22 protein-coding genes and 1 pseudogene are annotated in these 25087 nt (G+C 53.7%); 4 read left to right on the plus strand and 19 right to left on the minus strand.

Annotated elements, in window-relative coordinates; all coding sequences use genetic code 11:
• Positions 1 to 3: 3 nt before the first annotated feature.
• From ABJM21_RS09700 to ABJM21_RS09745, 10 genes and pseudogenes are all read right to left on the minus strand, one after another.
• Entirely contained in the window at positions 4 to 810 is an 807-nt protein-coding gene (locus ABJM21_RS09700; RefSeq protein WP_348301347.1) for a phosphatidate cytidylyltransferase, read from the minus strand.
• Between the two features lie 3 nt (positions 811 to 813).
• Positions 814 to 1566, minus strand: coding sequence for an isoprenyl transferase (locus ABJM21_RS09705; RefSeq protein WP_348301346.1), 753 nt, complete (start codon positions 1564 to 1566; stop codon positions 814 to 816).
• Positions 1567 to 1571: 5 nt separating this feature from the next.
• Complete coding sequence (frr, locus tag ABJM21_RS09710; RefSeq protein WP_348301345.1) at positions 1572 to 2129, minus strand: ribosome recycling factor; 558 nt, start codon at positions 2127 to 2129, stop codon at positions 1572 to 1574.
• A gap of 19 nt (positions 2130 to 2148) precedes the next feature.
• The gene (gene pyrH / locus ABJM21_RS09715; RefSeq protein WP_348301344.1) at positions 2149 to 2871 is read right to left on the minus strand and encodes a UMP kinase; all 723 of its coding nucleotides are present in this window, start codon (positions 2869 to 2871) and stop codon (positions 2149 to 2151) included.
• A gap of 139 nt (positions 2872 to 3010) precedes the next feature.
• A complete protein-coding gene (gene tsf, locus ABJM21_RS09720; RefSeq protein WP_348301343.1) occupies positions 3011 to 3934 on the minus strand; it encodes a translation elongation factor Ts in 924 nt (307 codons plus the stop codon).
• Positions 3935 to 4344: 410 nt separating this feature from the next.
• Positions 4345 to 5082 (minus strand): annotated as a pseudogene (rpsB, locus tag ABJM21_RS09725) (30S ribosomal protein S2); the annotation flags it as partial.
• Positions 5083 to 5394: 312 nt separating this feature from the next.
• Positions 5395 to 6789: a TolC family protein gene (locus ABJM21_RS09730; RefSeq protein ID WP_348301342.1), complete on the minus strand. Its 1395-nt coding sequence runs from the start codon at positions 6787 to 6789 to the stop codon at positions 5395 to 5397.
• 26 nt (positions 6790 to 6815) lie between these two features.
• On the minus strand, positions 6816 to 7829 hold the full coding sequence (locus ABJM21_RS09735; RefSeq protein WP_348301341.1) for an efflux RND transporter periplasmic adaptor subunit: 1014 nt from the start codon (positions 7827 to 7829) through the stop codon (positions 6816 to 6818).
• A gap of 43 nt (positions 7830 to 7872) precedes the next feature.
• Positions 7873 to 8580 (minus strand): ABC transporter ATP-binding protein, encoded by a 708-nt coding sequence (locus ABJM21_RS09740; protein WP_348301340.1) that lies wholly within the window; start codon positions 8578 to 8580, stop codon positions 7873 to 7875.
• Positions 8577 to 9716 carry an ABC transporter permease gene (locus ABJM21_RS09745; RefSeq protein ID WP_348301339.1) on the minus strand — a complete coding sequence of 380 codons (1140 nt, stop codon included), beginning with the start codon at positions 9714 to 9716 and terminating at the stop codon, positions 8577 to 8579. The genes ABJM21_RS09740 and ABJM21_RS09745 overlap by 4 nt, the downstream gene beginning before the upstream one ends.
• Before the next feature lie 90 nt (positions 9717 to 9806).
• Between ABJM21_RS09745 and ABJM21_RS09750 the strand changes: the two genes are divergently transcribed.
• Together ABJM21_RS09750 and ABJM21_RS09755 are read left to right on the plus strand one after the other, a co-directional pair.
• Entirely contained in the window at positions 9807 to 10475 is a 669-nt protein-coding gene (locus ABJM21_RS09750; protein ID WP_348301338.1) for a TetR/AcrR family transcriptional regulator, read from the plus strand.
• Between the two features lie 290 nt (positions 10476 to 10765).
• Positions 10766 to 11008 carry a hypothetical protein gene (locus ABJM21_RS09755; RefSeq protein ID WP_348301337.1) on the plus strand — a complete coding sequence of 81 codons (243 nt, stop codon included), beginning with the start codon at positions 10766 to 10768 and terminating at the stop codon, positions 11006 to 11008.
• Here the strand turns inward: ABJM21_RS09755 and ABJM21_RS09760 are convergent.
• Both ABJM21_RS09760 and ABJM21_RS09765 read right to left on the minus strand, forming a co-directional pair.
• Complete coding sequence (locus ABJM21_RS09760; protein WP_348301336.1) at positions 10956 to 11750, minus strand: phosphatidylcholine/phosphatidylserine synthase; 795 nt, start codon at positions 11748 to 11750, stop codon at positions 10956 to 10958. The two genes, ABJM21_RS09755 and ABJM21_RS09760, sit on opposite strands and share 53 nt — an antisense overlap.
• A gap of 37 nt (positions 11751 to 11787) precedes the next feature.
• Positions 11788 to 12522, minus strand: coding sequence for a phosphatidylserine decarboxylase (locus ABJM21_RS09765; RefSeq protein ID WP_348301335.1), 735 nt, complete (start codon positions 12520 to 12522; stop codon positions 11788 to 11790).
• 181 nt (positions 12523 to 12703) lie between these two features.
• On the opposite strand from ABJM21_RS09765, the gene ABJM21_RS09770 reads away from it, so the two are divergent.
• The gene (locus ABJM21_RS09770) at positions 12704 to 13924 is read left to right on the plus strand and encodes an NADP-dependent isocitrate dehydrogenase (protein ID WP_348301334.1); all 1221 of its coding nucleotides are present in this window, start codon (positions 12704 to 12706) and stop codon (positions 13922 to 13924) included.
• Positions 13925 to 13981: 57 nt separating this feature from the next.
• Positions 13982 to 15790 carry a cation:proton antiporter gene (locus ABJM21_RS09775; protein ID WP_348301333.1) on the plus strand — a complete coding sequence of 603 codons (1809 nt, stop codon included), beginning with the start codon at positions 13982 to 13984 and terminating at the stop codon, positions 15788 to 15790.
• On the opposite strand, the gene alaS is transcribed toward ABJM21_RS09775, so the two are convergent.
• From alaS to dapA, 7 genes are all read right to left on the minus strand, one after another.
• Positions 15774 to 18422, minus strand: coding sequence for an alanine--tRNA ligase (alaS, locus tag ABJM21_RS09780; RefSeq protein WP_348301332.1), 2649 nt, complete (start codon positions 18420 to 18422; stop codon positions 15774 to 15776). The genes ABJM21_RS09775 and alaS overlap by 17 nt on opposite strands.
• A gap of 73 nt (positions 18423 to 18495) precedes the next feature.
• A complete protein-coding gene (locus ABJM21_RS09785) occupies positions 18496 to 19122 on the minus strand; it encodes a glutathione S-transferase (RefSeq protein ID WP_348301331.1) in 627 nt (208 codons plus the stop codon).
• A 284-nt stretch (positions 19123 to 19406) separates the two neighbouring features.
• The gene (recA, locus tag ABJM21_RS09790) at positions 19407 to 20504 is read right to left on the minus strand and encodes a recombinase RecA (RefSeq protein ID WP_348301330.1); all 1098 of its coding nucleotides are present in this window, start codon (positions 20502 to 20504) and stop codon (positions 19407 to 19409) included.
• 152 nt (positions 20505 to 20656) lie between these two features.
• Positions 20657 to 23095: a response regulator gene (locus ABJM21_RS09795; protein WP_348301329.1), complete on the minus strand. Its 2439-nt coding sequence runs from the start codon at positions 23093 to 23095 to the stop codon at positions 20657 to 20659.
• On the minus strand, positions 23085 to 23693 hold the full coding sequence (locus ABJM21_RS09800; RefSeq protein ID WP_348301328.1) for a DUF2062 domain-containing protein: 609 nt from the start codon (positions 23691 to 23693) through the stop codon (positions 23085 to 23087). The genes ABJM21_RS09795 and ABJM21_RS09800 overlap by 11 nt, the downstream gene beginning before the upstream one ends.
• Positions 23686 to 24168: an SsrA-binding protein SmpB gene (gene smpB, locus ABJM21_RS09805; RefSeq protein WP_207987735.1), complete on the minus strand. Its 483-nt coding sequence runs from the start codon at positions 24166 to 24168 to the stop codon at positions 23686 to 23688. The genes ABJM21_RS09800 and smpB overlap by 8 nt, the downstream gene beginning before the upstream one ends.
• A complete protein-coding gene (gene dapA, locus ABJM21_RS09810; RefSeq protein ID WP_348301327.1) occupies positions 24168 to 25043 on the minus strand; it encodes a 4-hydroxy-tetrahydrodipicolinate synthase in 876 nt (291 codons plus the stop codon). Before dapA ends, smpB begins: the two co-directional genes overlap by 1 nt.
• Positions 25044 to 25087: the final 44 nt, after the last annotated feature.

The following is a 25087-nucleotide window of genomic DNA, read 5'->3' on the forward strand; positions in this document are numbered from 1 at the left end:
CTCTCATAGGCTGCCAAACAAGATGATGATCGCAACCACGGGTGCCACTGGAATCAATCCATCCAGCCTATCCATAACACCGCCATGACCAGGGAATATGGTCCCGCTATCCTTCACCCCTGCCCTACGCTTCATTTGGCTTTCAAACAAATCACCCATTTGCGCCAATACCGCCAGCGGCAAGCTGAGCAGGACTAGCCGAAACGGCAGCTGGAAATAGACATGCAGTGCGAAACTGAATAATCCCGTGACAATCACCCCGCCGATCAAACCAGCCCAGGTTTTGTTAGGGCTGAACGTCGGTGCCAGCTTAGGCCCGCCGATGGCGCGTCCCGAAAAATAGGCTCCGATATCGGTCGCCCACACCAGTGCCAGTGTCCAGAATACGATCAACAAGCCATTATCAACCCCGCGCAGGTAGAGAATGGATAGCGCCGGTAATCCGGCATATAATATACCCACAGCCAGCTTATACGAACGATCGAAGGCAGCGATGAACATCGCGGCACCAAAGATCAATCCAAGCACCAGAAACGATGGACCAGCGGCCATATAGGACATAATCGCCAGCGGTACGGATAGCGCATATTGCGCCAGTCGCTTATTCTCCAGCCGTCCCGTAAGGCCGGCCCATTCCGACAATATGCCAAGCGACATAAGAACAATGAGAAACCAAAAAGCATGCCGGCCGATAGGATGATCGCCCACAACGAGAGTAGCCACGGTGGTGGCGACCAATGCGACCCCCACAATGATCCGCGTTACCAGTTCATTTGGCGGCTTTTTCGCAGGACTGGCGGGATCGTTCATGACTTAACGGCCACCGAAACGGCGATCCCGATTACCAAAGGATTTCAAAGCCCGCTGTAATTCCCGCTTATCGAAATCCGGCCATAATGTGTCGGTAAAATAAAGCTCCGAATAGGCGGATTGCCACAAAAGGAAATTGGACAGACGAAGCTCACCCGATGTGCGAATAAGCAGATCGAGCGGCGGCATTCCTGCAGTATCCAGCGCGCCTGATATATGATCGACACCAATTTCCTGCGGATTGACAACGCCTTGCTTGACCGATTCAGCAATGCCCTGCACCGCACGCAGCATTTCATCCTGCGCGCCATAGTTGAGCGCAATGGCCAGCGTCATCCGGTCGTTATTCGCTGTGCGCTCCAATGCACTGTCGATGAGCTGGACGATATCGCTATCAAGCGCCTTGTAATTGCCGATAACCTTTAACCGGATTCCATTTTCGTCAAATTCATCAATGTCAGATTGGATATATTGACGAAGCAGCCCCATGAGATCGGTAATTTCGTCCGCCGGCCTGTTCCAGTTTTCCGAAGAAAATGCATAGAGGGTCATCGCCTCAATGCCCATTTCACCCGCAACTCGAACAATGTCACGAACGGCTTCGACGCCCTTTTTATGACCAAGGGCACGTGGCAAATGTTTCTTTTTCGCCCAGCGACCATTGCCATCCATGATAATGGCAATATGGCGCGCACCATGAATGGGATCAGCCACCTGCGCCATATCCGGGTCTACCGACCCTTTTTTTGTGGGCATCAGCCTCACTGTGTCAGGATTTCCTGTTCTTTGTCGGATGATAATTTGTCCGCTTCAGCGATCATATCATCGGTTAGCTTTTGAACTTCGGTTTCCAAACGCTTTTTATCGTCTTCACCGATTTCTTTCTTATTCTCGTCAGCCTTAATGTCGTCCATGCCGTCCCGGCGTACATTGCGGATGGCAATGCGGGATTTCTCGGCAAACTGACCGGTCATTTTGGCGAGCTCCTTGCGGCGCTCTTCCGTCAGATCGGGAATTGGCAAGCGGATATTAGGGCCATCGATCATCGGATTAAGTCCTAGGCCAGCGGATCGCACGGCTTTTTCAACTGGCTGAATATTGCCTTTGTCCCACACCTGAATGGACAGCATACGCGGCTCGGGCACCGATACGGTCGCCACCTGATTAAGCGGCATTTTTGCGCCATAGACTTCAACCGTAATGCTATCGAGCAACGCCGTATTGGCGCGGCCGGTGCGCAAACCGCTCAGGTCATGCCTCAGTGCTTCGATTGACGCCTTCATGCGTTTTTCTAGGCTGCTTTTATCATATTTCGCCATGGCTATACTCTCCTAATATCTATTCTGTCGCGCCAACGATGGTCGCTGTTCCACCGCCGCCAAGGACCGTCGCCAGATTGCCTTGCTCACGGATCGTAAAGACAACAATCGGGATATTATTTTCCCGGCACAGAGCAACCGCGCTGGCATCCATGACTTTCAAATTATCGGTCAGCACTTGATCAAAGCTCAGCGCATCGTAGCGCACAGCATCCGGATTTGTTTTCGGGTCCGCATTGTAGACACCATCGACGCTGGTTCCTTTGAACAGCGCCTCACAACCCATTTCGGCTGCGCGCAAGGCTGCCGCTGTGTCGGTGGTAAAATAAGGGTTGCCCGTTCCCGCTGCAAAAATAACGATCCGGCCCTTTTCCAGATGCCGAACCGCTTTGCGGCGGATATAGGGCTCGCAAACACTCGCCATCGGAATGGCTGACAAGACCCGTGTGTCACAGCCCATTTGTTCCAGCGCATTTTGCACCGCCAGCGCGTTCATGACGGTCGCCAGCATACCCATATAGTCGGCGCTGGTCCGATCAAAGCCCTTGGCCGCTGCGGCCAGGCCGCGAAATATATTGCCGCCGCCAACGACGAGACAGAGTTCATAGCCAGCTTCTTTCGCTGATTTCACTTCGGCTGCAATCCGATTCACGGTTTCGGGGTCGATTCCGAATTCACCCGAACCCATCAGAGCCTCGCCGGAAAGCTTCAGTAAAATGCGCTTAAACGCTGGTCTTTTCATGCAAAATCCATCCCACAAACTGTGACGCCTTGGCGTCTGGTCAGCCCCAAATATGACAATGGCGCAGACCATAGATAGTCCGCGCCATTGCGCCAAGTGTTAATGCGCCCAACTGATATTTGGACGCAATTTTGGGTGCTTAGCTGCCGAGCGTTGCGGCGACTTCTGCGGCGAAGTCTTCCTCTTTCTTCTCGATGCCTTCGCCCAGTTGAAAGCGGACATATTCGGTCAACTTGATCTCAGCACCGGCATCCTTGCCTGCCTGCTCAACAACCTGAGCGATTGGCGTCTTGTTATCCATGACGAAAATCTGGCTCAGCAGAGCGTTTTCTTTGGCAAATTTTGCCATCGCGCCGTCGACCATTTTCTCGACGATGTTCGCTGGCTTACCGGATTCAGCAGCTTTCTCTGCGGCAATCGCGCGCTCGCGTTCCAGCATGTCCTGATCCAGGCCATCAGCGTTCAACGCCAATGGGAAGGCCGCAGCAATGTGCATAGCGATCTGCTTGCCGAGTGGCTCGAGAACGTCGGCGCCTGCCGTACTTTCCAGTGCAACAAGCACGCCGATTTTGCCCATTGTAGGAGTAACGGCATTGTGGATGTATGGAACCACGGTGCCGCTGCTCACTGCAACAGTTTTCATCCGGCGGATCGCCTGATTTTCGCCGATGGTTGCGATATTATTGGTCAGGGTTTCCTGAACCGTGCCACCAGCAGGATAGTCTGCCGCAGCCAAAGCTTCGACATCATCGCTGCCCTGCCCAAGCGCAACTTCGGTCACGCCGCTAACAAAAGCCTGAAACTGATCGTTCTTGGCAACAAAGTCGGTTTCACTGTTTACCTCAACAGCAACACCTTTGGTACCGGATACAGCCACGCCAACCAGACCTTCAGCAGCGGTACGGCTCGATTTCTTCTGAGCGGCAGCAAGACCCTTGGTACGTAGCAAATCAACCGCTGCTTCCACGTCGCCATTTGTTTCGTTCAATGCTTTTTTGCAATCCATCATGCCAGCGCCGGTGCGCTCGCGCAGTTCTTTCACTGCTGCTGCGGTAATAGCCATGTTTATGTTCCTCAATTTTCGTGTGCGAGAATAGTGTGGTTTTAATAAAATGAAGGGGCAGCACCAATGCCGCCCCGCCATTTTCCTATGCGGTCAATATATGACCGAACGAAGACGCTTCAAGCTTAGGCTTTTTCGTCAGCTTTCTTGTCGTCGTCTTTTTTGGCGGCAGCTTTCTTGGCAGGCGCTTTCTTTGCAGCAGCTTTTTTCGCTGGTGCTTTTTTAGCGGCTGGCTTTTTCGCCGGAGCCTTTTCTTCTGCAGCTGGTTTTTCTTCAGCAGGCTTCGCTTCTTCCGCAGGAGCTTCTGCAGCAGGTGCAGCTTCTGCAGGAGCTGCTTCAACGATTTCTGCAACAGCAGCTGCTTCACCAGCAGCCATCGCGCTGGCATTGGCTTCGCTAGAAACAATCGCTTCGACCGGAGGCGCTACTTCCGCGCCCAAATCCTTGCCGGATGCGACAGCCGCTTCCTGGCCGCCTTTGGTCGCAGCCGCAGCTACTGATTCGCAGTACAGACGAATGGCGCGGGCCGCGTCGTCATTGGCTGGAACCGGGAATGCGATATTGCTGGGATCAACATTGGAATCGAGGATCGCAACAACCGGAATGCCAAGAACATTGGCTTCTTTAATCGCAAGCTCTTCCTTGTTGGCGTCGATCACGAACATCACGTCCGGAATACCGCCCATGTCGCGGATACCGCCCAAAGAAAGCTCCAGCTTATCACGCTCACGTGTCATCTGGAGGGCTTCTTTCTTGGTGAAGCCCGCCATGTCACCGGAAAGCTGCTCTTCGAGCGTCTTCATGCGGCGGATCGAGTTGGAAATGGTTTTCCAGTTGGTCAGCATGCCGCCGAGCCAGCGATGGTTGACGAAATGCTGTCCGCTCATCCGCGCAGCTTCTGCGATAGGCTCTTGCGCCTGACGTTTCGTACCAACAAAAAGAACCTTGCCGCCGGACGACACTGCGTTAGCAATGAAATCAAGCGCGCGAGCGAACAAGGGAACGCTCTGCGACAGATCAAGAATGTGGACGCCGTTACGGGCACCGAAGATATATGGTTTCATCTTCGGGTTCCAACGGTGAGTTTGGTGGCCGAAATGCGCTCCGGCTTCAATCAATTGCTGTAGGGTGACGACAGGGGCCGCCATAGTACTTCTCCTTATCCGGTTATGCCTCTGGAAAGCTGAGAACCTCAAACGACCTGAAAGGCCGCTATCAGCACCGGTATAAGTGCTTTCCATGTGGAATGAGCGTGCCGTTAGAGCGATGCGCAGGGAAATGCAAGGTTAAAGTGGGAAATTGCAGCCAGCATTGTGTGTGATATCCATTTAGCGTTTGAGGCGCAGGCGAGAATGTGATGATTTGCAGGTGCCAGAAACAATCATCGGCAACCGAACTGCGCGTCCAGGTAATGAATTGTTGATCGGGCTCCAATCCAAGGTTTGTGTCCGATTGCCGACTTAACTGCCGCCTAACGCCTGCCACAATGCAACCCGCGCGCGCGATGCTCGACCATTGGCAATGGCGACCTTCGTCCGTGTGGTGTTGAGAACCCGGCGAGCGTTGAGGACATCGCGAAAATCGCTCAGGCCATTGCGGTAGCGAATGCCGAGCAAATATTCGGCATCCTGTTCGAGCTCTTCTTGCGCTATCAGAGAGTTGAATTCGGCATCGACAGAAGCAACTTGACCATAAGCGGTCTCGACCTCTCCCAAGGCGGTGAAGACTGTCCCGCGATAGGAAGCAAAGGCTTCGCGGGCATTGGCTTTGCTCTGGTCAATCTGCGCACCTACCCGGCCGAAATCCAGCAATGGCCCAGCAATACCTGCGCCCAGACTGCCGACCACAGCATCACTACTGAACAGATCACCTAGCGCAAAAGACAATAGGCCGATTGCCCCTGACAGGGTTAGCTTGGGGAAGCGCTGCGCAGCGGCAGCTGCAATGTCCGCATCGGCGGCGGTCAGCCTGGCTTCGGCAGCGGCGACATCAGGACGGGCGCGCAACATTTCAGACGGTGCGCTCAGCGGCGGTTGCGGCACATCGGACAGCACCGTCTCGCCTTTCAGGCTGTCCAACACCATTACAGTTTCTTGGCCGGTCAGCGTTACCAGCGCACCGACAATGATGGCGCGTTCGCCGGGCAGAGCAGCCAATCGGGACCGGGCATCGGCGATCAGGCTTTGCGCCTGCACCGCATCCAGTCCGGGAGAAATCCCGGCTTTGGCTCGTGCTTCGGTCAAGCGCATCAAATTTTCAGCCGCCGCCAGGTCTTCCTCCAGAACGGTCGCGCGGGCCTGCAAAGTTCGCCAGTCCACGACATTGGCGGCGATGGCAGATATTAGGCCAAGCCGAACAGCGGCCGCATCGGCGGTGGCGGCGTCGATCCGAATATCGGCCGCGCGCGCACTGGCGCGCAAACCGCCAAAAATATCCGCGTCCCAGTTGGTAGTGATATTGGCGCCATAGCTGGTCTGATTACGGTCAATGCTAATTCCGGCTGGCAGGTTTGCCCCGATACTATCGGGGTTAATGCGTGTTCGCGTGATGCTGCTGTCAACGTCCACCGAGGGAAGGCGATTGGCGTTGGCACCTTTCGCTACCGCGCGTGCCGCATCGATCCGCGCCAAAGCAGCGGCCAATGTCGGCGCATTCTCTTCGGCGGCGTCTCGCAAGGTGGTAAAGGCCGGATCATCGGCGGGCAGCAGATCATCCAGCGCCTGACGGTCCTGCGCAACAACATCAGAGGCCAGCGCAAATGCAGTGGGAGGGACGACGCTTGCCGGGTTCAGAGCGGGGTCGGGCTTGCCAGACCCCAGCGTGGAGCACCCCGCCACCAGGAGAGATGTTGTCAAAGCAAGGGCAATCCTGATTGACTGGGTCATTTGGTTTCACTCGCCTGTTTCGCGCCATTTCTGGCACCATTTTTAGCCCGAACGAAAGCATCCACTTGCTGGCCGACAAAAAAACCCTGATCGGAAGGGATTTGATAGATGAGTTGCAAGACCCTTACATCGACCCGTTCTGTGGCCGAATTCGTCAGCGAGGTTTTGGGTGTGACCAGCGGTTCGGCCCGGACAAATTGTGCTTTGACGCGCTGATTGGCTTGTCCGCGCGGACTAACCACGGCTTCTTTGCCCATCTCGACTCGGCCAATTTCATTTTCGTCAATATCGATCCGAACATGCAGCGGCGCGGTATTGCCGATTTCCATATAAGGATCACCGCCGCCACCTTGCGGCCCGCCGGGATTGGCATATTCACCGGGGCGGATATTGACCGATAATATTTCCGCCGCAATCGGCGCTTTTACGGTGAGCCGCCCGAGATCGGTCGTGGCGCGGGCGCGGGCGGCCTCGGCGCTGCGAATATCGGCTTCGGCCTGTCTAAGCTGGGCTTGGGCGGTTCGGACGGCGCCGCTGCGATCAATAACCTCCTGCCGCGATACGGCGCGAGGGTCTTCGATGCCGCCGTACAGGGATGATTGCTGCCGGGCTGTCGTCAGTTGCGCTCGGGCGGTTTCACGCGCAGCGCGGGCCTGCGCTATCGCCGCGCTGGCCTCGCTGATTTGCGAGCGGATGGCGCGATCATCAACCAGAAATAGCGGTTGGCCGGCGATTACCTGGTCGCCGGGAGATACATAGACTTTGGTGATAATGCCCGCGAGGCTGGTGCCGATACTAATCACTTCGCTCGACGGTTCGACAACGCCTGCGCCGGCAACGCTGGGATCATTGCCAAAAGCGGCTGTCGCTGTGGGCGGGCTAGTCGCTGGCTGTTCCTCGCTGCGATCCGGTTGGCCGCTCAAGACGATAATGATAGCGATGATGATTGCCACCACCGCTAGGATAGGCAAAATCGTGCGCACGAAACTCACTTCTTTGAGTCGGTTCAATAATGTCTCTAGCACCTTGTCATCCTTTGCTTATCTCTCCCGATCAATGATCGGGCATTTCTTTGCCATCATGGGTGATGCGGCCATCTTCCATGACCAATATGCGGTCCGCCAGATCGAAAATGCGGTTGTCATGAGTCACGATGATTACCGTCCGTTCGGGCGCAAGCGCGACTTCCCGCAACAGATCCATCACTCGCCGTCCCGATTTTGCATCCAGCGCCGCGGTGGGCTCGTCGCAAACCACCAGCCGCGGTTCGTGGACCAGCGCGCGGGCAATTGCGACGCGTTGTTGCTGGCCACCGGATAACTGCCGGGGTAACTTGTCCGCCTGATCGGCAATATTGAGCTTGTCGAGCATCTCGCGACCGCGCTCCACCGCTTCGTCGCGCTTCATGCCCGCCGCGACCAGCGGCACCGACGCATTTTCCGCAGCGGTCAAAGTCGGAATGAGATTATATTGCTGAAAAATGAAACCGATATTCGATAGCCGGAACCGGACCAGATCATTGTCGGACAGGCTGTAAATATCCTGCCCAAAAACCGAGACCGATCCGTCGGTCGGATAAAGTATTCCGGCAATAATCGAGATCATTGTGGTTTTGCCCGAACCGGATTCTCCCACCAGATAGGTCAACTCACCAGACCGGATTTCAGCGTCGATGCCGTGCAACACCCGGATCATCTGGCTGCCAGCGCTGAATTCCTTGACGATGCCGTTAATCGTGATCGCCGTGCGTTTCTCGCTCATCTGAACACCTCGGCCGGTTCGGTTTTCAGCACGCTGCGCAGGGCGAGCCAGCCGGTGATCAGGATCATCGTCATGACCACAAATGCGGTGAGGACAGGAATTTCCCAGGGTGTATAAAAGCCCTTGAAATCAGGCGAGTTGGCGGCGCCCGAAGCGATGAAAATAGCAGCCAGCAATATCCCGATCCCATAACCGACCAGCCCGACCAGCAACGCTTGCGCGGCGACCATCATGCGGATTTTATTGTTGGTAACACCAATCGCTTTGAGCGCGCCAAATTGCTTGATATTGTCGCGAATGAATAGGCTGAAAGTCAGGCCGACAATCGCCACGCCGACAATGAAACCCAGCGCGACGGTAATGCCAAAATTGACTGGGATGCCGGTATTTTCGATGATGAAGTCAACTCCGTCACGGGCAAATTCTTCACGGGTCCTTGCTTTCAGCCCGGTGGCTTCGGTAATCCGCGTAGTGACCTGTTTGGCCGTCAGTCCATCGGACGCGCTGGCCAAGATGAAGGACATGCGGTTGCGCGTGCCGGGCACGAAAGCCAGCGCGTTGGAATAGCGGGTGTAGAGGATGACCTGGCTGGTGAAACTGGGGTCCACATCCACAATCCCGCGAATAACGGCGCGCCGGTCGTTCAGTTCCAGACGCACGCCGATGGGATCAAAGCCTTCGGGAAATAATTTTGCCGCGCCGACACTGTCGATGATCACGGCATCCGGTTCGTAAAGCGCCTCGCGGCTGCCCTTGATGAATTTTTTGGGTAGACCGATCAAGGTCGCATCATCCACGCCGACGACGGTCACACCCTCCAGATCACCCTCAGGTGTGCGCACCGTGGCCCCGGATCGCAGCAGCGGTGAGGCCCATTCGACGCCATTGACCGAGCGGACCTTGTCCAAGGCCGTCGGCGGCATTGGCAATGCGACATCGGTCGTGCGGCTGACCGGATCCATGACCCAGATATTGGCAGTCGGAATATTATAAACGGCGGTTGCCCCGCGTTCGATAAGATTGATGAAGATGGTCAGCTGCTGCGAAATAAGCAGCGCCGAAAACGCGACGCCGAATAGCAGGCCAAAGAATTTCTGGCGATCTCCCGTCAACATTCTGATGGCAATCCACGTCATCCTGTCCGGCCTTTTGTGATTAGGGTTGAACAAGGGGATAGTAAGAGACATAATGAACGTCAACGTTTTATTATACGGAACCGTTCATTAATGTTAGATAAGGCTTCCGCCTCGAATAAGTCCACTGCCCCAAATAAAGCATTGGGGCGCCCGGTCGATACGGCCAAGAGTGCGATCATATTAGATGCTGCGCGCCATGAGTTTTTCAATATCGGCTTTGCCCAGTCCAGCATCGAATCCATCGCCGCGCGCGCCGGTGTTTCCAAGGTGACGGTCTATAACCGGTTCAAAACCAAAGAAGCGCTGTTCGCGGCCGCCGTTGGCAATGAATGTGCGGTGATGCGCAACGCTCTCTCGGTTGAAGCTACGGCAGGTGGTAGCATAAGGGAGCGGTTGGTTCATTTTGGCATGGAAATGGTTGCGTTCCTGTGGCGCGATGAGATGGTCCGCTTTGAACGGCATCTTGCGGTTGAGGTGGAACATAATCCGGAAATCGGACTGTTGTTCCTCGACGCCGGACCGCGCCGACTGCATCAAGCACTTTCGCACTTGCTGGACGAAGCGGTGGAGGCGGGTGAGTTGCAGATTGACGATACCGAACAGGCGGCAGAACATCTGTCTGGCATGATCAAGGGACTTGCCGATCTTGAACGCCGCTTTGGTGCTAACATCTCGCAGGCAAAAATACCGGACCCCAAAGCCAAGAAACGGGTGAACAGCGCAGTGGACCTGTTCCTTAAAAGCTACAGCAAAAACTGAGAAGCTGTAAAGAGGTCAAACGATATGATCTCACCTTCTGTCTTTATCACTGAGATTTATCGCCGAAGTTTAAGTGAAATTTAGTTGGATAACCTATCACTGTAGCTCCATTCCAGTGTCCGCTTTGAAAGCCGAGGGCACGGATGTGCCCGCCCGGCGCTTGAGGTCCCACAAAAAAGTAACCTTTTCGCTTCTCGCTACGTATTCACAGTCATGTTCCAAAAAACATTTGACATGAGAACATATTTAGAACATTACTGGTTCATAGAAAGAACATACTGGATTTTGCCATGCTAACCATCGCTATTGCTTCCTTTTTTGCCCTTGCACTCGCCGGTGCAATTTTGACCATCGGAATGATGTTTCATGCTTATCAAGACAAGATAAAAGCAGTGATCATGGCTGAGCTTGGTGATGCAAATATGGCTGCCCCTGCCGTCTCACAGCGCAGTTCCAATGTGGTGATCAAACCCTATCGGGCTAATGTGCGCCGCCGCTCTTTTCAGCAAGTTCCGCTACGCGCTGCCGCTTGACCTTTGCATAGCTTCGGATGCTGAATGGGATCAGCACAATATAGCTGATGCTTATAACGCTGAGCGTGATCCATGGATTGTTGATCAGCGCCACACCGAGCAAAGCAAAACCAGCCAGCGCTTCCAGACGGATATTTTTCCGCAGGCGAAGCGATGACCAGCTATAAGTCGCAGTGTTGGATATCATCAAAAACGCAATCAGAACGATCCATGGTCCGACCACAAAATAATGGCGAAACAGCTCCTGATCCGTAATCACCCATAAATAGAGCGGAAGCATGGCTAGTCCCGCCGCAACAGGTGCCGGAATACCGGTCAGAAAGCCTGCTGACTTATGCGGTTGGTCCTCGTCATCAATATGGGCGTTGAAACGCGCCAGACGCAGAGCGCAACCGACAGCCATGGTCAGCGAAATGACCCAACCAAATTGCGGCATATGCTGCAAGGACCAGAAGAACATAACAACCGCTGGCGTCACACCAAAGGCGATAACATCGGACAGCGAATCCAATTCTGCACCAAAACGGCTTTGAGCATTGAGCAAACGCGCAATCCGGCCATCCAGCCCATCCAATATACCGGCCAGGACAATTGCCCCTGCCGCCAGCACCCAATTTTCCATAAACGCAAAACGTACACCGCTCAGTCCCACGCACAAAGCCAGCGCAGTAACTGCATTCGGTGCAAACGCCCGAAGGGAAATGCCGCGTTCCGGTCTCTGGATAGGCTCTATATCTGCCATTAGCGGTCAGATATGCTCTGCATCATCGCTATTGGGCTCATTGCCCGATGCCTTCAATTTCCTTCATCTGACCAATTTCAGCAATGACGGTTTCACCGGCAATGGTGCGCTGTCCCAAAACCACATTGGGCGTCGTTCCCTTGGGCAGATAAACATCTACGCGGCTACCAAATCGGATAAGCCCGATACGCTGTCCAACCGCAACAAAATCACCCTCTTTGACAAAGGACATAATGCGCCGGGCGACCAGTCCGGCAATCTGAGTGAAACCAACTTTCAAGCCATCATTCCGCTCGACCATGAAATGCTGGCGCTCATTCTCGTCGCTGGCCTTGTCGAGATCGGCATTGAGGAACTTGCCGGATATATAGGCCTGCCTTTTCACCGTGCCTTCAATAGGGGTTCGATTGATATGGACATCAAAAACACTCATGAAAATGGAAACCCGGATCAGCTCTTCATCGCCGAGACCACCCTCCCCTTGCAATTCAACCGGAGGCACAACTGGCATGATCAAATTTACTAGTCCGTCAGCTGGCGCAACAATATATTTGTCATCCAGCGGCGTCACTCGCTTCGGATCACGAAAGAAGGCCAGCACCCAGATCGTGATTCCTGCCATGGGCCACGCCAGCGTCTCCCACGCAAAAAAAGCAAAGGCCGCGGTAATTGCCGCCGAAATAACCGCAAATTTGCGGCCTTCAGGGTGGACCGGTGGAAAGGACCATTTGGCTTCGCCAAGGCCCTTGTTTGAATATTTTTCTATCGCCATGCATGTTCCTTAGAAGCAGTGTCCTGCTGTGACAATACTCCTACGTGAGTTTTGCTGCATCAATCATGAGAGTTTTGAACAGATGGTTGAACATATTGCGATCTTTGCTAAGAGATCGACATCTTAGATTCCTCCCACTGAGTGCGTCGATACATATTGCTTCCAGGAAAGAATAATCTCTATGTCAAAAATTAAGGTCAAAAACCCGGTCGTCGAACTTGATGGCGACGAAATGACACGCATCATCTGGCAATGGATTCGTGAAAAGCTGATCGAGCCTTATCTTGACGTGGAACTGCATTATTACGACCTCGCCATCCAGGTGCGCGATGACACAAATGACAAAATTACTGTCGATGCTGCCAATGCGATCAACAAACATGGCGTCGGCGTCAAATGCGCAACCATCACCCCAGATGAAGCGCGGGTAGAAGAATTTGACCTGAAACGTATGTGGAAATCGCCCAACGGCACCATCCGCAACATTCTTGGCGGCGTTGTATTCCGCGAACCAATTGTCATAGACAATGTGCCGCGTCTGGTCCCTGGCTGGACCGACCCCATTGTGGTTGGCCGTCACGCTTTTGGTGACCAATATCGTGCGACTGACTTCAAAGTTCCTGGCCCAGGTAAATTACGGCTGGTTTTTGATGGCGACGATGGCACCAAGATTGACGAAGAAGTCTTCCAATTCCCATCACCCGGCGTTGCGATGGCTATGTACAATCTCGACGATTCCATCCGTGACTTTGCCCGCGCATCGATGAACTACGGCCTGAACCGCAACTGGCCGGTTTATCTGTCGACCAAGAACACCATCATGAAAGCCTATGACGGGCGCTTTAAAGACTTATTCGAAGAGGTCTTTGAGACCGAGTTTAAGGACAAGTTTGAGAAGGCGGATATACTTTACGAACACCGCCTGATCGATGACATGGTAGCTTCCGCCATGAAATGGAGCGGTAAATTCGTCTGGGCCTGTAAGAACTATGATGGTGACGTTCAGTCCGACACCGTGGCCCAAGGCTTTGGCTCGCTGGGTCTGATGACTTCTGTATTGATGACACCAACCGGCGAAACCGTTGAAGCGGAAGCGGCCCATGGTACTGTTACGCGGCATTATCGCCAGCATCAGCAAGGCAAAGCAACCTCGACAAATCCGATTGCTTCGATCTTTGCCTGGACTCGCGGCCTGATTTATCGCGGCAAATTTGATGGTACGCCTGAAGTAACGCGCTTCGCTGAAACCCTCGAAAGGGTCTGTATTCAGACAGTCGAAAATGGCGACATGACGAAGGATCTCGCGATCTTGATTGGTCCTGATCAAAGCTGGATGACAACCGAGCAGTTTTTTGAAGCGGTGCGTTCGAACCTCGAAAAAGAAATGGAAAACTGGAAATAAATTCCAGCCTGTTTTGACTTGCTGACAAACCGGATGTTTCGCGTATAGGTGTCTCTTATGAGTACGCCTCTCGACAATCCGGCATTTATTGACGCTATCGTGATATTGGGCGCGGCGGGTATTGTTATTCCCGCCTTCGCGCGTTTTCGAATCACACCAATTATCGGCTTCATCTTAGTGGGCGTCTTGCTCGGGCCATCTGGTTTGGGTGCCCTGTCGGGGCAATATGATTGGCTGAAATTTGTCACGATAAATGACCGAGAGGCGATCGAACCCTTTGCTGAGTTCGGTATCATATTGCTCCTTTTTTCCATTGGTTTGGAGCTTTCGTTCAAGCGGCTCTGGTCTATGCGACAGCTTGTCTTCGGCGTTGGCGCTGCAGAACTAGCGATTTCAGGTCTGATAATCGGCTTCGTGCTTTATCTCATCGGGCAAAATCCAGCTGGAGCATTGGGCCTTGGCCTCGCGCTTGCCCTGTCATCCACGGCACTGGTATTGCCCATGTCCGGGACAAAAAGCCCAGTGGGACGAGCCGCGCTGGCCATGCTTCTATTCGAAGATGTTGCCATTGTACCGATCATCTTCCTGCTCGGTGCTCTCGCTCCCTCGTACGCGAGCGGCTCTTCGTGGGAAGAGCTGGTTCAAACATTAGTCGTCGGCGGCGCGGTGATTATTGGTATGCTGGTGCTCGGCCGGCTCCTGTTACCGCGTATTTTCGCGCAAGCAGCTCGTACAAAGAGCCCGGAACTCTTTTTATCCGTCAGCTTGCTCGTGATAATTCTAGCCAGCCTCGCAACCGCCGCTACCGGTCTTTCTCCGATCGTGGGGGCATTGCTGGCGGGCTTGCTCATCGCTGAAACAGAATATCATGGCGAAGTTGAGGTCATAACTGCCCCCTTCAAAGGCTTGGCACTGGGTGTATTCCTGATCACGGTGGGGATGCAAATCGATATCCGCGTCATTCTGGACAATTGGGCTAGCCTAATCATCGCGGTGGTTGGTGTCGTTCTAGTCAAAGCCATTGTCACCGGCGGGCTTCTACGCTTTGCTGGCGCACGCCCCGGTACGGCAACCGAAGCGGGTGTGCTAATGTCCAGTCCTTCCGAAACCACCTTGATCGTCTTGGCAGCCGCCACCCAGGCACAGTTGATTCAACCACAAACCGCGGCGTTCTGGCAGATCGTAACCGCAATTGGCCTAACGATCACTCCTCTATTGGCACGATTCGGCCATGATATGGCCCGGCGGATTGAGCTGCGAGGCGAGAATATCCAAGCTACTCAAGATCAAGTTATTGATGCAGAAAAGACCATCATCATTGGATTTGGACGGGTTGGTCGATTGGTTGCCGATATGATGAAAGCACATGACCAAAACTACCTCGCCATCGAGTCCAATATAGACGTTGTGGCGGGCGCACGGCGTGAGGGATATCCTATTCTTTTTGGGAATGTCGCCCGCAACGAGATGCTCGACCGTCTTAGGCTTGGTCATGCCAAGGCGTTGGTCCTCACGATGGATGAGCCCGTGCTGTCCGTCCAAGTTGTAAAGCGGGTTCGGGCCTGGGTTCCCGATTTACCGATAATCGTTCGGGCCCGCGATACGGATCATGCCGCCGAGCTCTATCAGGCAGGAGCGACCAATGCCGTTCCCGAAGCATTAGAGGGGTCGTTGCAATTGTCCGAAGCTATATTGGTCGAAAACGGCGTGGCAATGGGGCCGGTTATTGCTTCTATACATGAGAAACGTGACCAGATACGGCACCAGATTCAGGAAGACGGAAACCTTGCTGTCGAACCCAAGCTTAAATCATCGGCGTTAGACAATGATGCAGCTTCCGAGGCCAAGCTCAACCCGCAAGAATAGCTTTGATCGCTGCAATCGCATCGTCGGCCTTCGCTCCATCAGGACCACCGCCTTGCGCCATATCGGACCGTCCCCCGCCACCTTTGCCGCCAACGGCGGTAACAGCAGATTGAACTAGCTCAACCGCACTACGCGTGTCGGTAAGATCATCCGTAACGCCGACCGCAACGGTCGCGCGTCCGTCATTCACAGCGATCAGAGCGCTGATACCGCTCCCCATTTTCTTCTTCGCCTCATCAATCAAACCGCGAAGTTCTTTGGGATTCAGCCCGTTGATCACCTGACCACTGAAAGAGATATCACCTATTTTTTCAACATCGCTCGTTGCTGCACCGCTGCCATCGCCGGCCAAGGCCAAAGCCTTTTTGGCTTCGGTTAGCTCACGATCGAGCTTTTTGCGCTCTTCCACCAATACAGACACACGCTCCGCGGCCTCATCGGGAGAGGCTTTCAATGCCGCGGCGATGGATTTCAATTTACTATCGCGGTCGCCAAGCCACAGCCGGGCCGCTTCCCCGGTCAGCGCTTCGATACGGCGAACACCGCTTGATACAGCGGATTCAGAGATGATCACCATCAACCCGATATCACCAAGCGCATTGACATGGGTTCCGCCGCAAAGCTCAACCGAATAGTCGGTATCATCTTCAACACCCATGGAAAGGACACGGACCTCATCGCCATATTTCTCACCAAATAGGGCAAGCGCACCAGCAGCCACAGCATCATCCGGGCTCATCAAGCGCGTAACAACGGTGCCATTGCCGCGAACCTGTGCATTGACATCAGCTTCAACCGCTTTGATTTCCGCATCGGTTAAGGCCGCAGGATGTGAGAAGTCAAACCGCAGACGGTCCGGTGCGACCAGACTACCCTTTTGGGTGACGTGATCGCCGAGATGGTGACGCAGCGCTTTATGCAGTAAATGGGTTGCGCTGTGATTGGCGCGCAGTTGAGTTCGCCGCGTTGAATCGACGGTCAGATGGACCGTATCGCCGACGGACACAGAACCCTTATCTATTGTCATTTGATGTGCGTGAAGACGGCCAAGCGGTTTGCTCGTGTCAACAATGCTGGCAGAAAATCCATCCTGGCTCGTTACCGAACCACTATCACCCATTTGACCACCGCTTTCACCATAGAAAGGGGTCTGGTTGGTCAACATGATGACTTCATCACCGCTATTGGCAGATTGGATTTCAGCACCATCTTTGACCAATGCAATCACGACACCATCGCCAGCCTCGGCGCTATAGCCGGTGAATTCTGTGCTGCCTTCGCGTTCGGCTATGTCGAACCACACGGTTTCAGATGCCTGATCGCCCGAACCTTTCCATGCTGCACGAGCCGCGGCTTTCTGTTCCGCCATGGCTGCATCAAATCCTTCGCGGTCCACGCCAAGTGATTGCGCCCGTAATGCATCTTCGGTGAGATCATAAGGGAATCCAAATGTGTCATAGAGTTTGAAAGCCGTCGCCCCGGGCAGTGTATCCCCTTCGCTCATGTCGGCAATTTCAGCATCCAGCAGCTTGAGCCCCTTGTCCAGCGTCCTGCGGAAACTGGTTTCTTCCCGCAGCAAGGTCTCCTCGATCAGCGGTTTCGCACGGATCAGTTCGGGAAACGCGTTACCCATTTCACCTGTCAGCGCACCCACCATACGGTGCATGAGCGGATCTTTCGCGCCAAGCAAATGCGCATGACGCATAGCGCGGCGCATGATCCGGCGAAGCACATAGCCGCGGCCTTCATTGGCTGGCAAAACGCCATCGGCAACCAAAAATGATGATGCGCGCAAGTGATCTGCGATAACACGGTGACTAGCCTGATTATCGCCAGTTGTTTCTGTTCCGGTCAGCGTGCCCGACTGTGCAATCAATGCCTTGAACAGATCAATTTCATAATTATCATGGGTGCCCTGCATCACCGCAGCAACGCGCTCTAAACCCATGCCGGTATCGATGGATGGTTTTGGCAGGTCTATGCGATTGCCGTCGCCATGCTGTTCATATTGCATGAACACTAGGTTCCAGATTTCCACAAAGCGGTCACCATCTTCATCCGGGCTGCCTGGTGGGCCGCCGAAGATATGATCCCCATGATCGTAGAAGATCTCGCTACAGGGTCCACAAGGGCCGGTGTCACCCATGGACCAGAAATTATCGTTGGTCGCGATGCGGATGATGCGTTCTTCAGGAATGCCTGAAATTTTGCGCCACAGGTCGAAGGCTTCGTCATCGGTGTGATAGACGGTGACGGTCAAGCGATCTGCAGAGATTTCCCAAGTCTTGGTGATCAATTCCCAGGCGTTGTGAATCGCCTGCTCCTTGAAATAATCACCGAAGGAAAAATTGCCGAGCATCTCAAAAAATGTGTGATGCCGAGCCGTATAGCCGACATTGTCGAGATCATTATGCTTGCCGCCAGCGCGCACGCATTTCTGGCTTGATGTAGCGGTCGGATATTTGCTCTTCTCGGCGCCCGTAAAGATATTCTTGAACGGCACCATGCCCGCGTTGATGAACATCAATGTCGGATCATTATGCGGAATCAACGGAGATGAGGGAACAATTTCATGCCCCTGCGCCGCAAAATATTCTAGAAAAGAGCGTCTTATATCGTTCGTTGTAATCATGGATTCGACTTAGGCGAGGCCCGTCCGCTTTACAATCCCGTCAATGGAACGATTGGCGAAATTTGCGGCTTGATCAGGCATAAGCATAAGGTCCGCCTTTTTCGAGGGCGGTCTGATATTGCGGCCTGTCATGAATGCGTTTGAGCCAAGCTTGCAAATTGGGGAAACGATCATCAAGGCCAGCACGTGATTGGCTGGCTTCTAGAGGAAAACTCATCATCACATCGGCTGCCGTGAGTTCACCACCGGCAAAATAGGGACGCGATGCCAATTCGGTTTCAAGCCAGGCGAGTAATTCCTCAACCATGCCTAAAATCGGCTTCTTTGCGGGCCAGCCCAGAAAGCCGAGACGGTTGATGACGAGCGCACCAAATAGCGGCGGCATCATCGATCCTTCGGCGAAGTGCAGATACTGGGTATAGAGCTGTGCGCCGGTCTTGTCCTCTGGCGCGCCCAATGTCCCACCAGCCTTGGTTACGAGATATTCGACAATTGCCGCTGTTTCGATAATCACCTGACCATCATCTTCGATCATCGGTGATTTGCCGAGGGGATGGATGGCCTTCAGGCTATCGGGCGCACGCTGTGTCTTGGGATGGCGTTCATAGCGTTTAATTTCATAGGGCAGTGCCAATTCTTCAAGCAACCAGAGAATCCGCTGGGACCGGCTATTCTCAAGATGATGGACGATGATGGTCATGATTTGCCCCTTTTCAAATGATCACAAACTGGCTTGCCAGATATCGGCGTATGTCCAAAGTTCACACACATCACAGCTAAAAACCCAGAAAGACAAGAAACCAATCAGGTTCTTCCAACTTGTGACATGAAACCGCAGGATAGCAAACGAAAAGGGGCCGTCCTCAGTGTCGGGGGACAGAAGGACGGCCCGGATGCCATGGTTCGCCTCGGGGGAAACGAACCGGCAAACTCAAATTTTAGAGATAGAAGCAGAAGAAGGAAAAGCTCGCTTCTGCATCTTTCTTATTCGCTATCTTCGCTAACATCGGTATCGCCATCGGCGCCTACCGGGCCAGTCATCATTTCCTCGGCAATTTCTTCTTCATTGCCGCGAATCTGATTTTCCAGCTTCGCCATCATTTCAGGATTCTCGAGCAGGAAGCGTTTTGAATTTTCGCGCCCCTGACCGATACGCACCGAGTCATAGGAGAACCAAGCGCCGGATTTTTCGACCACGCCTGCCTTGACGCCAAGGTCAATAATCTCACCGACTTTGGAAATCCCTTGCCCGTACATGATATCAAATTCGACCTGTTTAAACGGCGGTGCAACCTTGTTCTTCACCACCTTCACGCGCGTGGAGTTTCCGACGATATCGTCGCGTTCCTTGATTTGACCGGTACGGCGGATATCGAGACGAACCGATGCATAGAATTTCAGCGCATTGCCGCCTGATGTGGTTTCCGGATTGCCGTACATCACACCAATTTTCATCCGCACCTGGTTGATGAAGATCACCATACATTTGGAGCGGCTGATTGAACCGGTCAGCTTGCGCAGCGCCTGGCTCATCAAACGGGCTTGCAGGCCGACATGGGTATCACCCATTTCGCCTTCAATTTCCGCCCGCGGAACCAAAGCGGCAACCGAATCGACCACCAGAACATCAATGGCATTGGAGCGTACCAATGTATCGGTAATTTCGAGCGCCTGCTCTCCCGTATCGGGCTGCGAAATGATCAACTCATCAATATCCACGCCTAGTGCATTGGCATAAACGGGATCCAGCGCATGCTCGGCATCAACAAAAGCTGCCGTACCACCTGCTTTTTGCGCTTCTGCAATGACATGCAGCGCCAATGTTGTTTTACCCGAACTTTCAGGGCCATAGATTTCGATCACGCGACCTTTTGGCAATCCCCCGATGCCAAGCGCGATATCCAGTCCCAAAGAACCCGTGGAGATCGATTCGACCTCCATGGCTTTGCGAGAGCCCAGCTTCATGGCTGAGCCTTTACCAAAGGCGCGATCAATCTGCGCCAATGCGGCGTCGAGCGCCTTTTGTCTGTCTGATGAATTCAACTGATTATCCGATTCTACGACTTTTAAATTGCCGGCCATTTGCCTGTCCCCTTCGCTAAATGCTTGTACGTTATCAATCAATGATGGATATTATGTACCGCATTTGTTCTACCAGAACAAGAGTGGAACAGAATTTTTCTCAAATTCCATTTATTGCATATATTATAATAACTTAAATACCATTTGACCTTCTATTTGGCATGTTCGGCCAAAATTTCTCCAACGGCTTCCGCAATTTGCGCGACGGAAAATGGCTTGGGCAGAAACGCGACATTGTCGAGATCGATCGACTTACGTAATTGTTCCTCGGCATAGCCGGACATGAACAGGATCGGCATATCCGGATATTGTGCACGGACCTCTTTGGCCATCGCCGGACCATCCATATTCGGCATGACGACATCAGATACAACCATATCGAAAATATCTTCCCCTTCGGCAAGGTCTTCGAGATGCTGCAATCCTTCCTCGCCATCGCTAGCGGTGACCACCGTATAGCCTTGGCGCGTCAATGCCCGTTCCGCGACAGCCCTAACCATGTCCTCATCCTCAACCAGCAATATGTGGCCACTGCCCCAAAGCTCTTTCTTGGCGACGGCCTTCAGCGGCTCCATCGTCTGAGCCGTTTCCTGCTCCGACATTTTGTGCACTGGGAAATAGATGGAAAAGGTTGCTCCCTTACCGGGTTTGGAGTCAGCAAAAATATATCCGCCCGACTGTTTGACAATGCCGTATACGGTAGAGAGCCCGAGGCCAGTCCCCTTGCCCACTTCCTTGGTGGTGAAAAACGGTTCAAAAATCTTGCCGATTAGTTCTGGCGCAATGCCTTTGCCGGTGTCGGTCACAAACAATGCGGTATAGTCTCCCACTGGCAAGATATCGCTTTTGAGCGCCCGTACATCGGATGCGGCAACCATTTGCGTGGTGATGGAAATCTTGCCGCCTTTAGCGCCGGTGGATTCAATCGCATCACGCGCGTTCACGCCCAGATTGATGATGACCTGCTCCAACTGCCCCGGATCAGCACGGACGAGCCCGAGATTACGACCATGCTTCACTTCCAGTTCGATACTGTCATCAAGCAGACGTTTGAGCAGGTTGGAGACATCCGCAACCACGTCGGGTAGTTGCAAAATTTGCGGCCGCAGCGTTTGTTGGCGAGAGAATGCCAAGAGCTGGCGGGTAAGACCAGCGGCGCGGTTGCTGTTATTCTTGACCTGCTGAATATCGTCATAGTCACTGTCGCCTGGTGCGTGACGGAGCAACATCAAGTCGCAATGCCCGATAATGGCGGTCAATATATTGTTAAAATCATGCGCCACACCGCCAGCCAGTTGCCCTACTGCTTGCATCTTGGTCGCCTGCGCCACCTGACTTTTAAGCTTCGTTTCTTCGCTATTATCCTTGATCGACAGCAACACCGCTGCATCACCCAATCCGCGTATCCCGGCAATGCCCAGTGCCACCGGATCTTCGCCGCCCGAGCGCAGCCGTACCGCAAGATCACCCGACATAGTCGGCCCGCTGGCATAGCGGCGGACGGCATCGGCCACTGCCGATTTATCATCACGGATCATCAGATCGCCTGGATAAAGCGGTTTCTCACCCTCCCGCAATCCGGCAACTTTACCAAATGCGCTGTTGAAGAACAGGAACCGGCCATCGCGATCGGTCAAAGCAAGACCAAGCGGCAGCAGCGAAAGCATCGATTCGATCTGTTCCAATGCCTTGCCGCGCTCAACCATCCCGCCATCATCATCGATCAGGAGGATTAGCGCAGGGCCCTTTTCCTGACTGCGGTCCAGCGGGATATGAAACAGCCGCACGGGCGTGCCATGTCGGCCATCACGTTCAAAAAAGATCGTGCCCTTGTCATCCGATCGCATGAAGTTGATGAAATTGCGCCCGGATATATTGGCTTCTTCTCGGCCCGTCGCTCTTAGTGCAAAACCTTGATTGGATCCCCTGATCCGTCCCTCACCGCCAATGACGCAAGTTAAAACACCCGCTTCAGACAACGCGCGACCAGTGGCGCCACCGACCATGCGGATCGTGTCTTCCAATATATCGCTGCGCCGTTGTGGTTTGAATTGCCAGAGCAGATATTCATCGCCCTGCCCCGCACGTATCACCTTTGCATTATATTCTGCGACGCCGCGCTTCAAACCCTCGGCATAGCCGCGGCCATCGCGCCATGCGTTCCGCCCGGCCGTCGCGAGAAGTTCGTTTCCACCATCCTGAAACGGTAATTGCGGCGGAACCGCCGGACCATTAAACCATTTTGTGAACAGTTCGTTGGCGCAGACCAGCCGCCCAGCGCGGTCGGTAATCGCCAATCCTACATTGGATTGATCGGCCACCAGACGGGTTACCGCCCAGTCAGCCAAAGCAGATGTCTCTTCATCCGCCGCACTATTCTGAGGCCTGAGGAAATAGACAATCGCGCCGGTTGTCGCCGCTAGCGCCAGAAAAGCGAAGAGCAGAGCAACATTTTGCACCTGCCAATAGAGCAGCCCCAAGGATCCGACTATGGCAATCACCAACAATGTTATGCGCAACCGCGCGTCATTTGCCGTCTTTTGCGTACTCTGGTTCAATAACCCGATATTGTCTCTTGCTTCACTCGCCATCAATTTTGCTGTCTAAACCTAATTTCCTGATCCGCCGCTCCCATTTTCGGGCCGTCCACCAACGCCACCCAAAAGAACTGATCAAATAGCCTAATGACGAAAATGCGATGCCTAGCAACAGAAAACCAAAGGCTGTCACTCCGGCTTCGCGGACAAACCAGCTTAGCCAGATACCAAATTCCCCGCGAATCTGATTGTTAATCGGCTGACCATAGGTGAGCGCGTCCACCCGCAGTACAAATTTCCCGATTTGATTGGCGATCGCAATCCAGAAGGGATAGGTGAACGGATTGGTGATAAATGTGGTCAGCGCCGCAACCGGGACATTCGCGCGAATAGGAAGCGCTAAAAACACGGCACCAAATATCTGTCCCACAGGAATCAGAAATGCTGCGAGCATGCCCAAAGCAACCCCACGCGGGACCGAACGGCGCGTAAACCGCCACAGGTCTGATCGTAAGAAGCGGTGCGCAATAGGCTTGAGATAGCGGTTCTCAGCCATCCCCTTGCGTGTCGGCATTTTGTTTTCGAGCCAGCGAAAGATGCGCATAATCGTACGCGCACCCCAATCTTTGCCCGGAGAGTTTGGATCAGCCATGTTCGCGCATCAAACGCCCTTGTTGACGCTTCCAGTCGCGATCTTTTTCGGTCGCGCGTTTGTCGGGGGCCTTCTTACCCTTGGCCAGAGCCAGTTCGATCTTGGCTCTACCCTTGCTGTTGAAATAGATCGACAGCGGTACAATGGTCATGCCTTTGCGCATCACGGCGCCATAAAATTTATTAATCTGACGCCGGTTGAGCAGTAGTTTGCGGGGGCGCTTGGGCTCGTGATTGTGACGATTACCATGGCTCCATTCCGGGATATTGGCATTGATCAGCCAAACCTCGTCATCCTTCACCTCAGCATAGCTTTCCGCAATTGTCCCCGATCCGAAACGCAAGGATTTCACCTCGGTCCCGGTCAGCATGATGCCCGCCTCAAATTTCTCATCAAGATGATAGTCATAGCGCGCACGCCGGTTCTCGGCGACGACCTTTTGCTTGTCATATTCGAGAGGACGGGGTTTGGCCATCAGATCAAGCCTGCTCCTTCTAGCGCAGCATCCACGGCTTTTCGCGCTGCATCCGAAGGCGGTGTCATCGGCAGACGTAAATCCGTCGGGAAACCATCAACCACGCGCGACAAGGCATATTTCACCGGCCCCGGCGAAGCATCAGAGAACATCGCTTTATGCAGCGGATAGAGTTTATCATTCAACTCCCGCGCTTTTTCATAGTCACCCGCAGCACAGGCTGCTTGAAATTCCGCGCATAATTTTGGCGCAACATTAGCGGTCACGGAAATACATCCGGCACCTCCGGAGGCGTTAAAGGCAAGCGAGAGTTCATCCACGCCAGACAAGAGACAGAAATCATCATCGCAAGCAAGCCGGTGATCGGTGACCCGGTCGATTTCACCGCTGGCATCCTTGATCGCAATGACGCTTGGTAATTTGGACAAGGCCGCGACGGTTTCGGGTAAAATATCGGTAACGGTTCGCGCAGGCACATTATAAAGAACGAGCGGAAGGTCATTGCCTTTAGTCAGCGTTTCAAAATGGGCATAAATGCCTTCTTGATTGGGGCGATTGTAATAAGGCGCCACAACCAGTCCCGCAGTCGCCCCACATTTTTTGGAGAAATTCAAATGCAACAAGGCGTTAGTGGTATCGTTGGAACCGCAACCCGCAATGACAGGCACACGCCCCGCCGCTTGCTCGATGCAAACTTCGATCACACGATGATGCTCGGCATTGGACAATGTCGAGGATTCGCCGGTCGTCCCGCAGGGGACCAGACCGCTACTACCCTGTTCAATCTGCCAGTCTACCAGGGCCCGAAATTCGCCTTCCGCGAACGATCCGTCGCGAAAGGGAGTCACCAGAGCCGGAATTGAGCCGGAAAACATGGAAATACTCCTTTAAATTTGGCTAAGAAATTGCCAAGGCTTAC

Origin of the sequence: Parasphingorhabdus sp. (genome assembly GCF_039977335.1) — a bacterium.
In the GTDB taxonomy this organism is placed as follows: Bacteria; Pseudomonadota; Alphaproteobacteria; order Sphingomonadales; family Sphingomonadaceae; genus Parasphingorhabdus.

Bases quoted from the DNA above. Each gene is read 5' to 3' on its own strand.
- ABJM21_RS09700 (WP_348301347.1), bottom strand. From the start codon at position 810: ATGAACGATCCCGCCAGTCCTGCGAAAAAGCCGCCAAATGAACTGGTA.
- ABJM21_RS09705 (WP_348301346.1), bottom strand. From the start codon at position 1,566: ATGCCCACAAAAAAAGGGTCGGTAGACCCGGATATGGCGCAGGTGGCT.
- frr (WP_348301345.1), bottom strand. From the start codon at position 2,129: ATGGCGAAATATGATAAAAGCAGCCTAGAAAAACGCATGAAGGCGTCA.
- pyrH (WP_348301344.1), bottom strand. From the start codon at position 2,871: ATGAAAAGACCAGCGTTTAAGCGCATTTTACTGAAGCTTTCCGGCGAG.
- tsf (WP_348301343.1), bottom strand. From the start codon at position 3,934: ATGGCTATTACCGCAGCAGCAGTGAAAGAACTGCGCGAGCGCACCGGC.
- ABJM21_RS09740 (WP_348301340.1), bottom strand. From the start codon at position 8,580: ATGAGCGAGAAACGCACGGCGATCACGATTAACGGCATCGTCAAGGAA.
- ABJM21_RS09745 (WP_348301339.1), bottom strand. From the start codon at position 9,716: ATGACGTGGATTGCCATCAGAATGTTGACGGGAGATCGCCAGAAATTC.
- ABJM21_RS09750 (WP_348301338.1), top strand. From the start codon at position 9,807: ATGTTAGATAAGGCTTCCGCCTCGAATAAGTCCACTGCCCCAAATAAA.
- ABJM21_RS09755 (WP_348301337.1), top strand. From the start codon at position 10,766: ATGCTAACCATCGCTATTGCTTCCTTTTTTGCCCTTGCACTCGCCGGT.
- ABJM21_RS09760 (WP_348301336.1), bottom strand. From the start codon at position 11,750: ATGGCAGATATAGAGCCTATCCAGAGACCGGAACGCGGCATTTCCCTT.
- ABJM21_RS09765 (WP_348301335.1), bottom strand. From the start codon at position 12,522: ATGGCGATAGAAAAATATTCAAACAAGGGCCTTGGCGAAGCCAAATGG.
- ABJM21_RS09770 (WP_348301334.1), top strand. From the start codon at position 12,704: ATGTCAAAAATTAAGGTCAAAAACCCGGTCGTCGAACTTGATGGCGAC.
- ABJM21_RS09775 (WP_348301333.1), top strand. From the start codon at position 13,982: ATGAGTACGCCTCTCGACAATCCGGCATTTATTGACGCTATCGTGATA.
- alaS (WP_348301332.1), bottom strand. From the start codon at position 18,422: ATGATTACAACGAACGATATAAGACGCTCTTTTCTAGAATATTTTGCG.
- ABJM21_RS09785 (WP_348301331.1), bottom strand. From the start codon at position 19,122: ATGACCATCATCGTCCATCATCTTGAGAATAGCCGGTCCCAGCGGATT.
- recA (WP_348301330.1), bottom strand. From the start codon at position 20,504: ATGGCCGGCAATTTAAAAGTCGTAGAATCGGATAATCAGTTGAATTCA.
- ABJM21_RS09795 (WP_348301329.1), bottom strand. From the start codon at position 23,095: ATGGCGAGTGAAGCAAGAGACAATATCGGGTTATTGAACCAGAGTACG.
- ABJM21_RS09800 (WP_348301328.1), bottom strand. From the start codon at position 23,693: ATGGCTGATCCAAACTCTCCGGGCAAAGATTGGGGTGCGCGTACGATT.
- smpB (WP_207987735.1), bottom strand. From the start codon at position 24,168: ATGGCCAAACCCCGTCCTCTCGAATATGACAAGCAAAAGGTCGTCGCC.
- dapA (WP_348301327.1), bottom strand. From the start codon at position 25,043: ATGTTTTCCGGCTCAATTCCGGCTCTGGTGACTCCCTTTCGCGACGGA.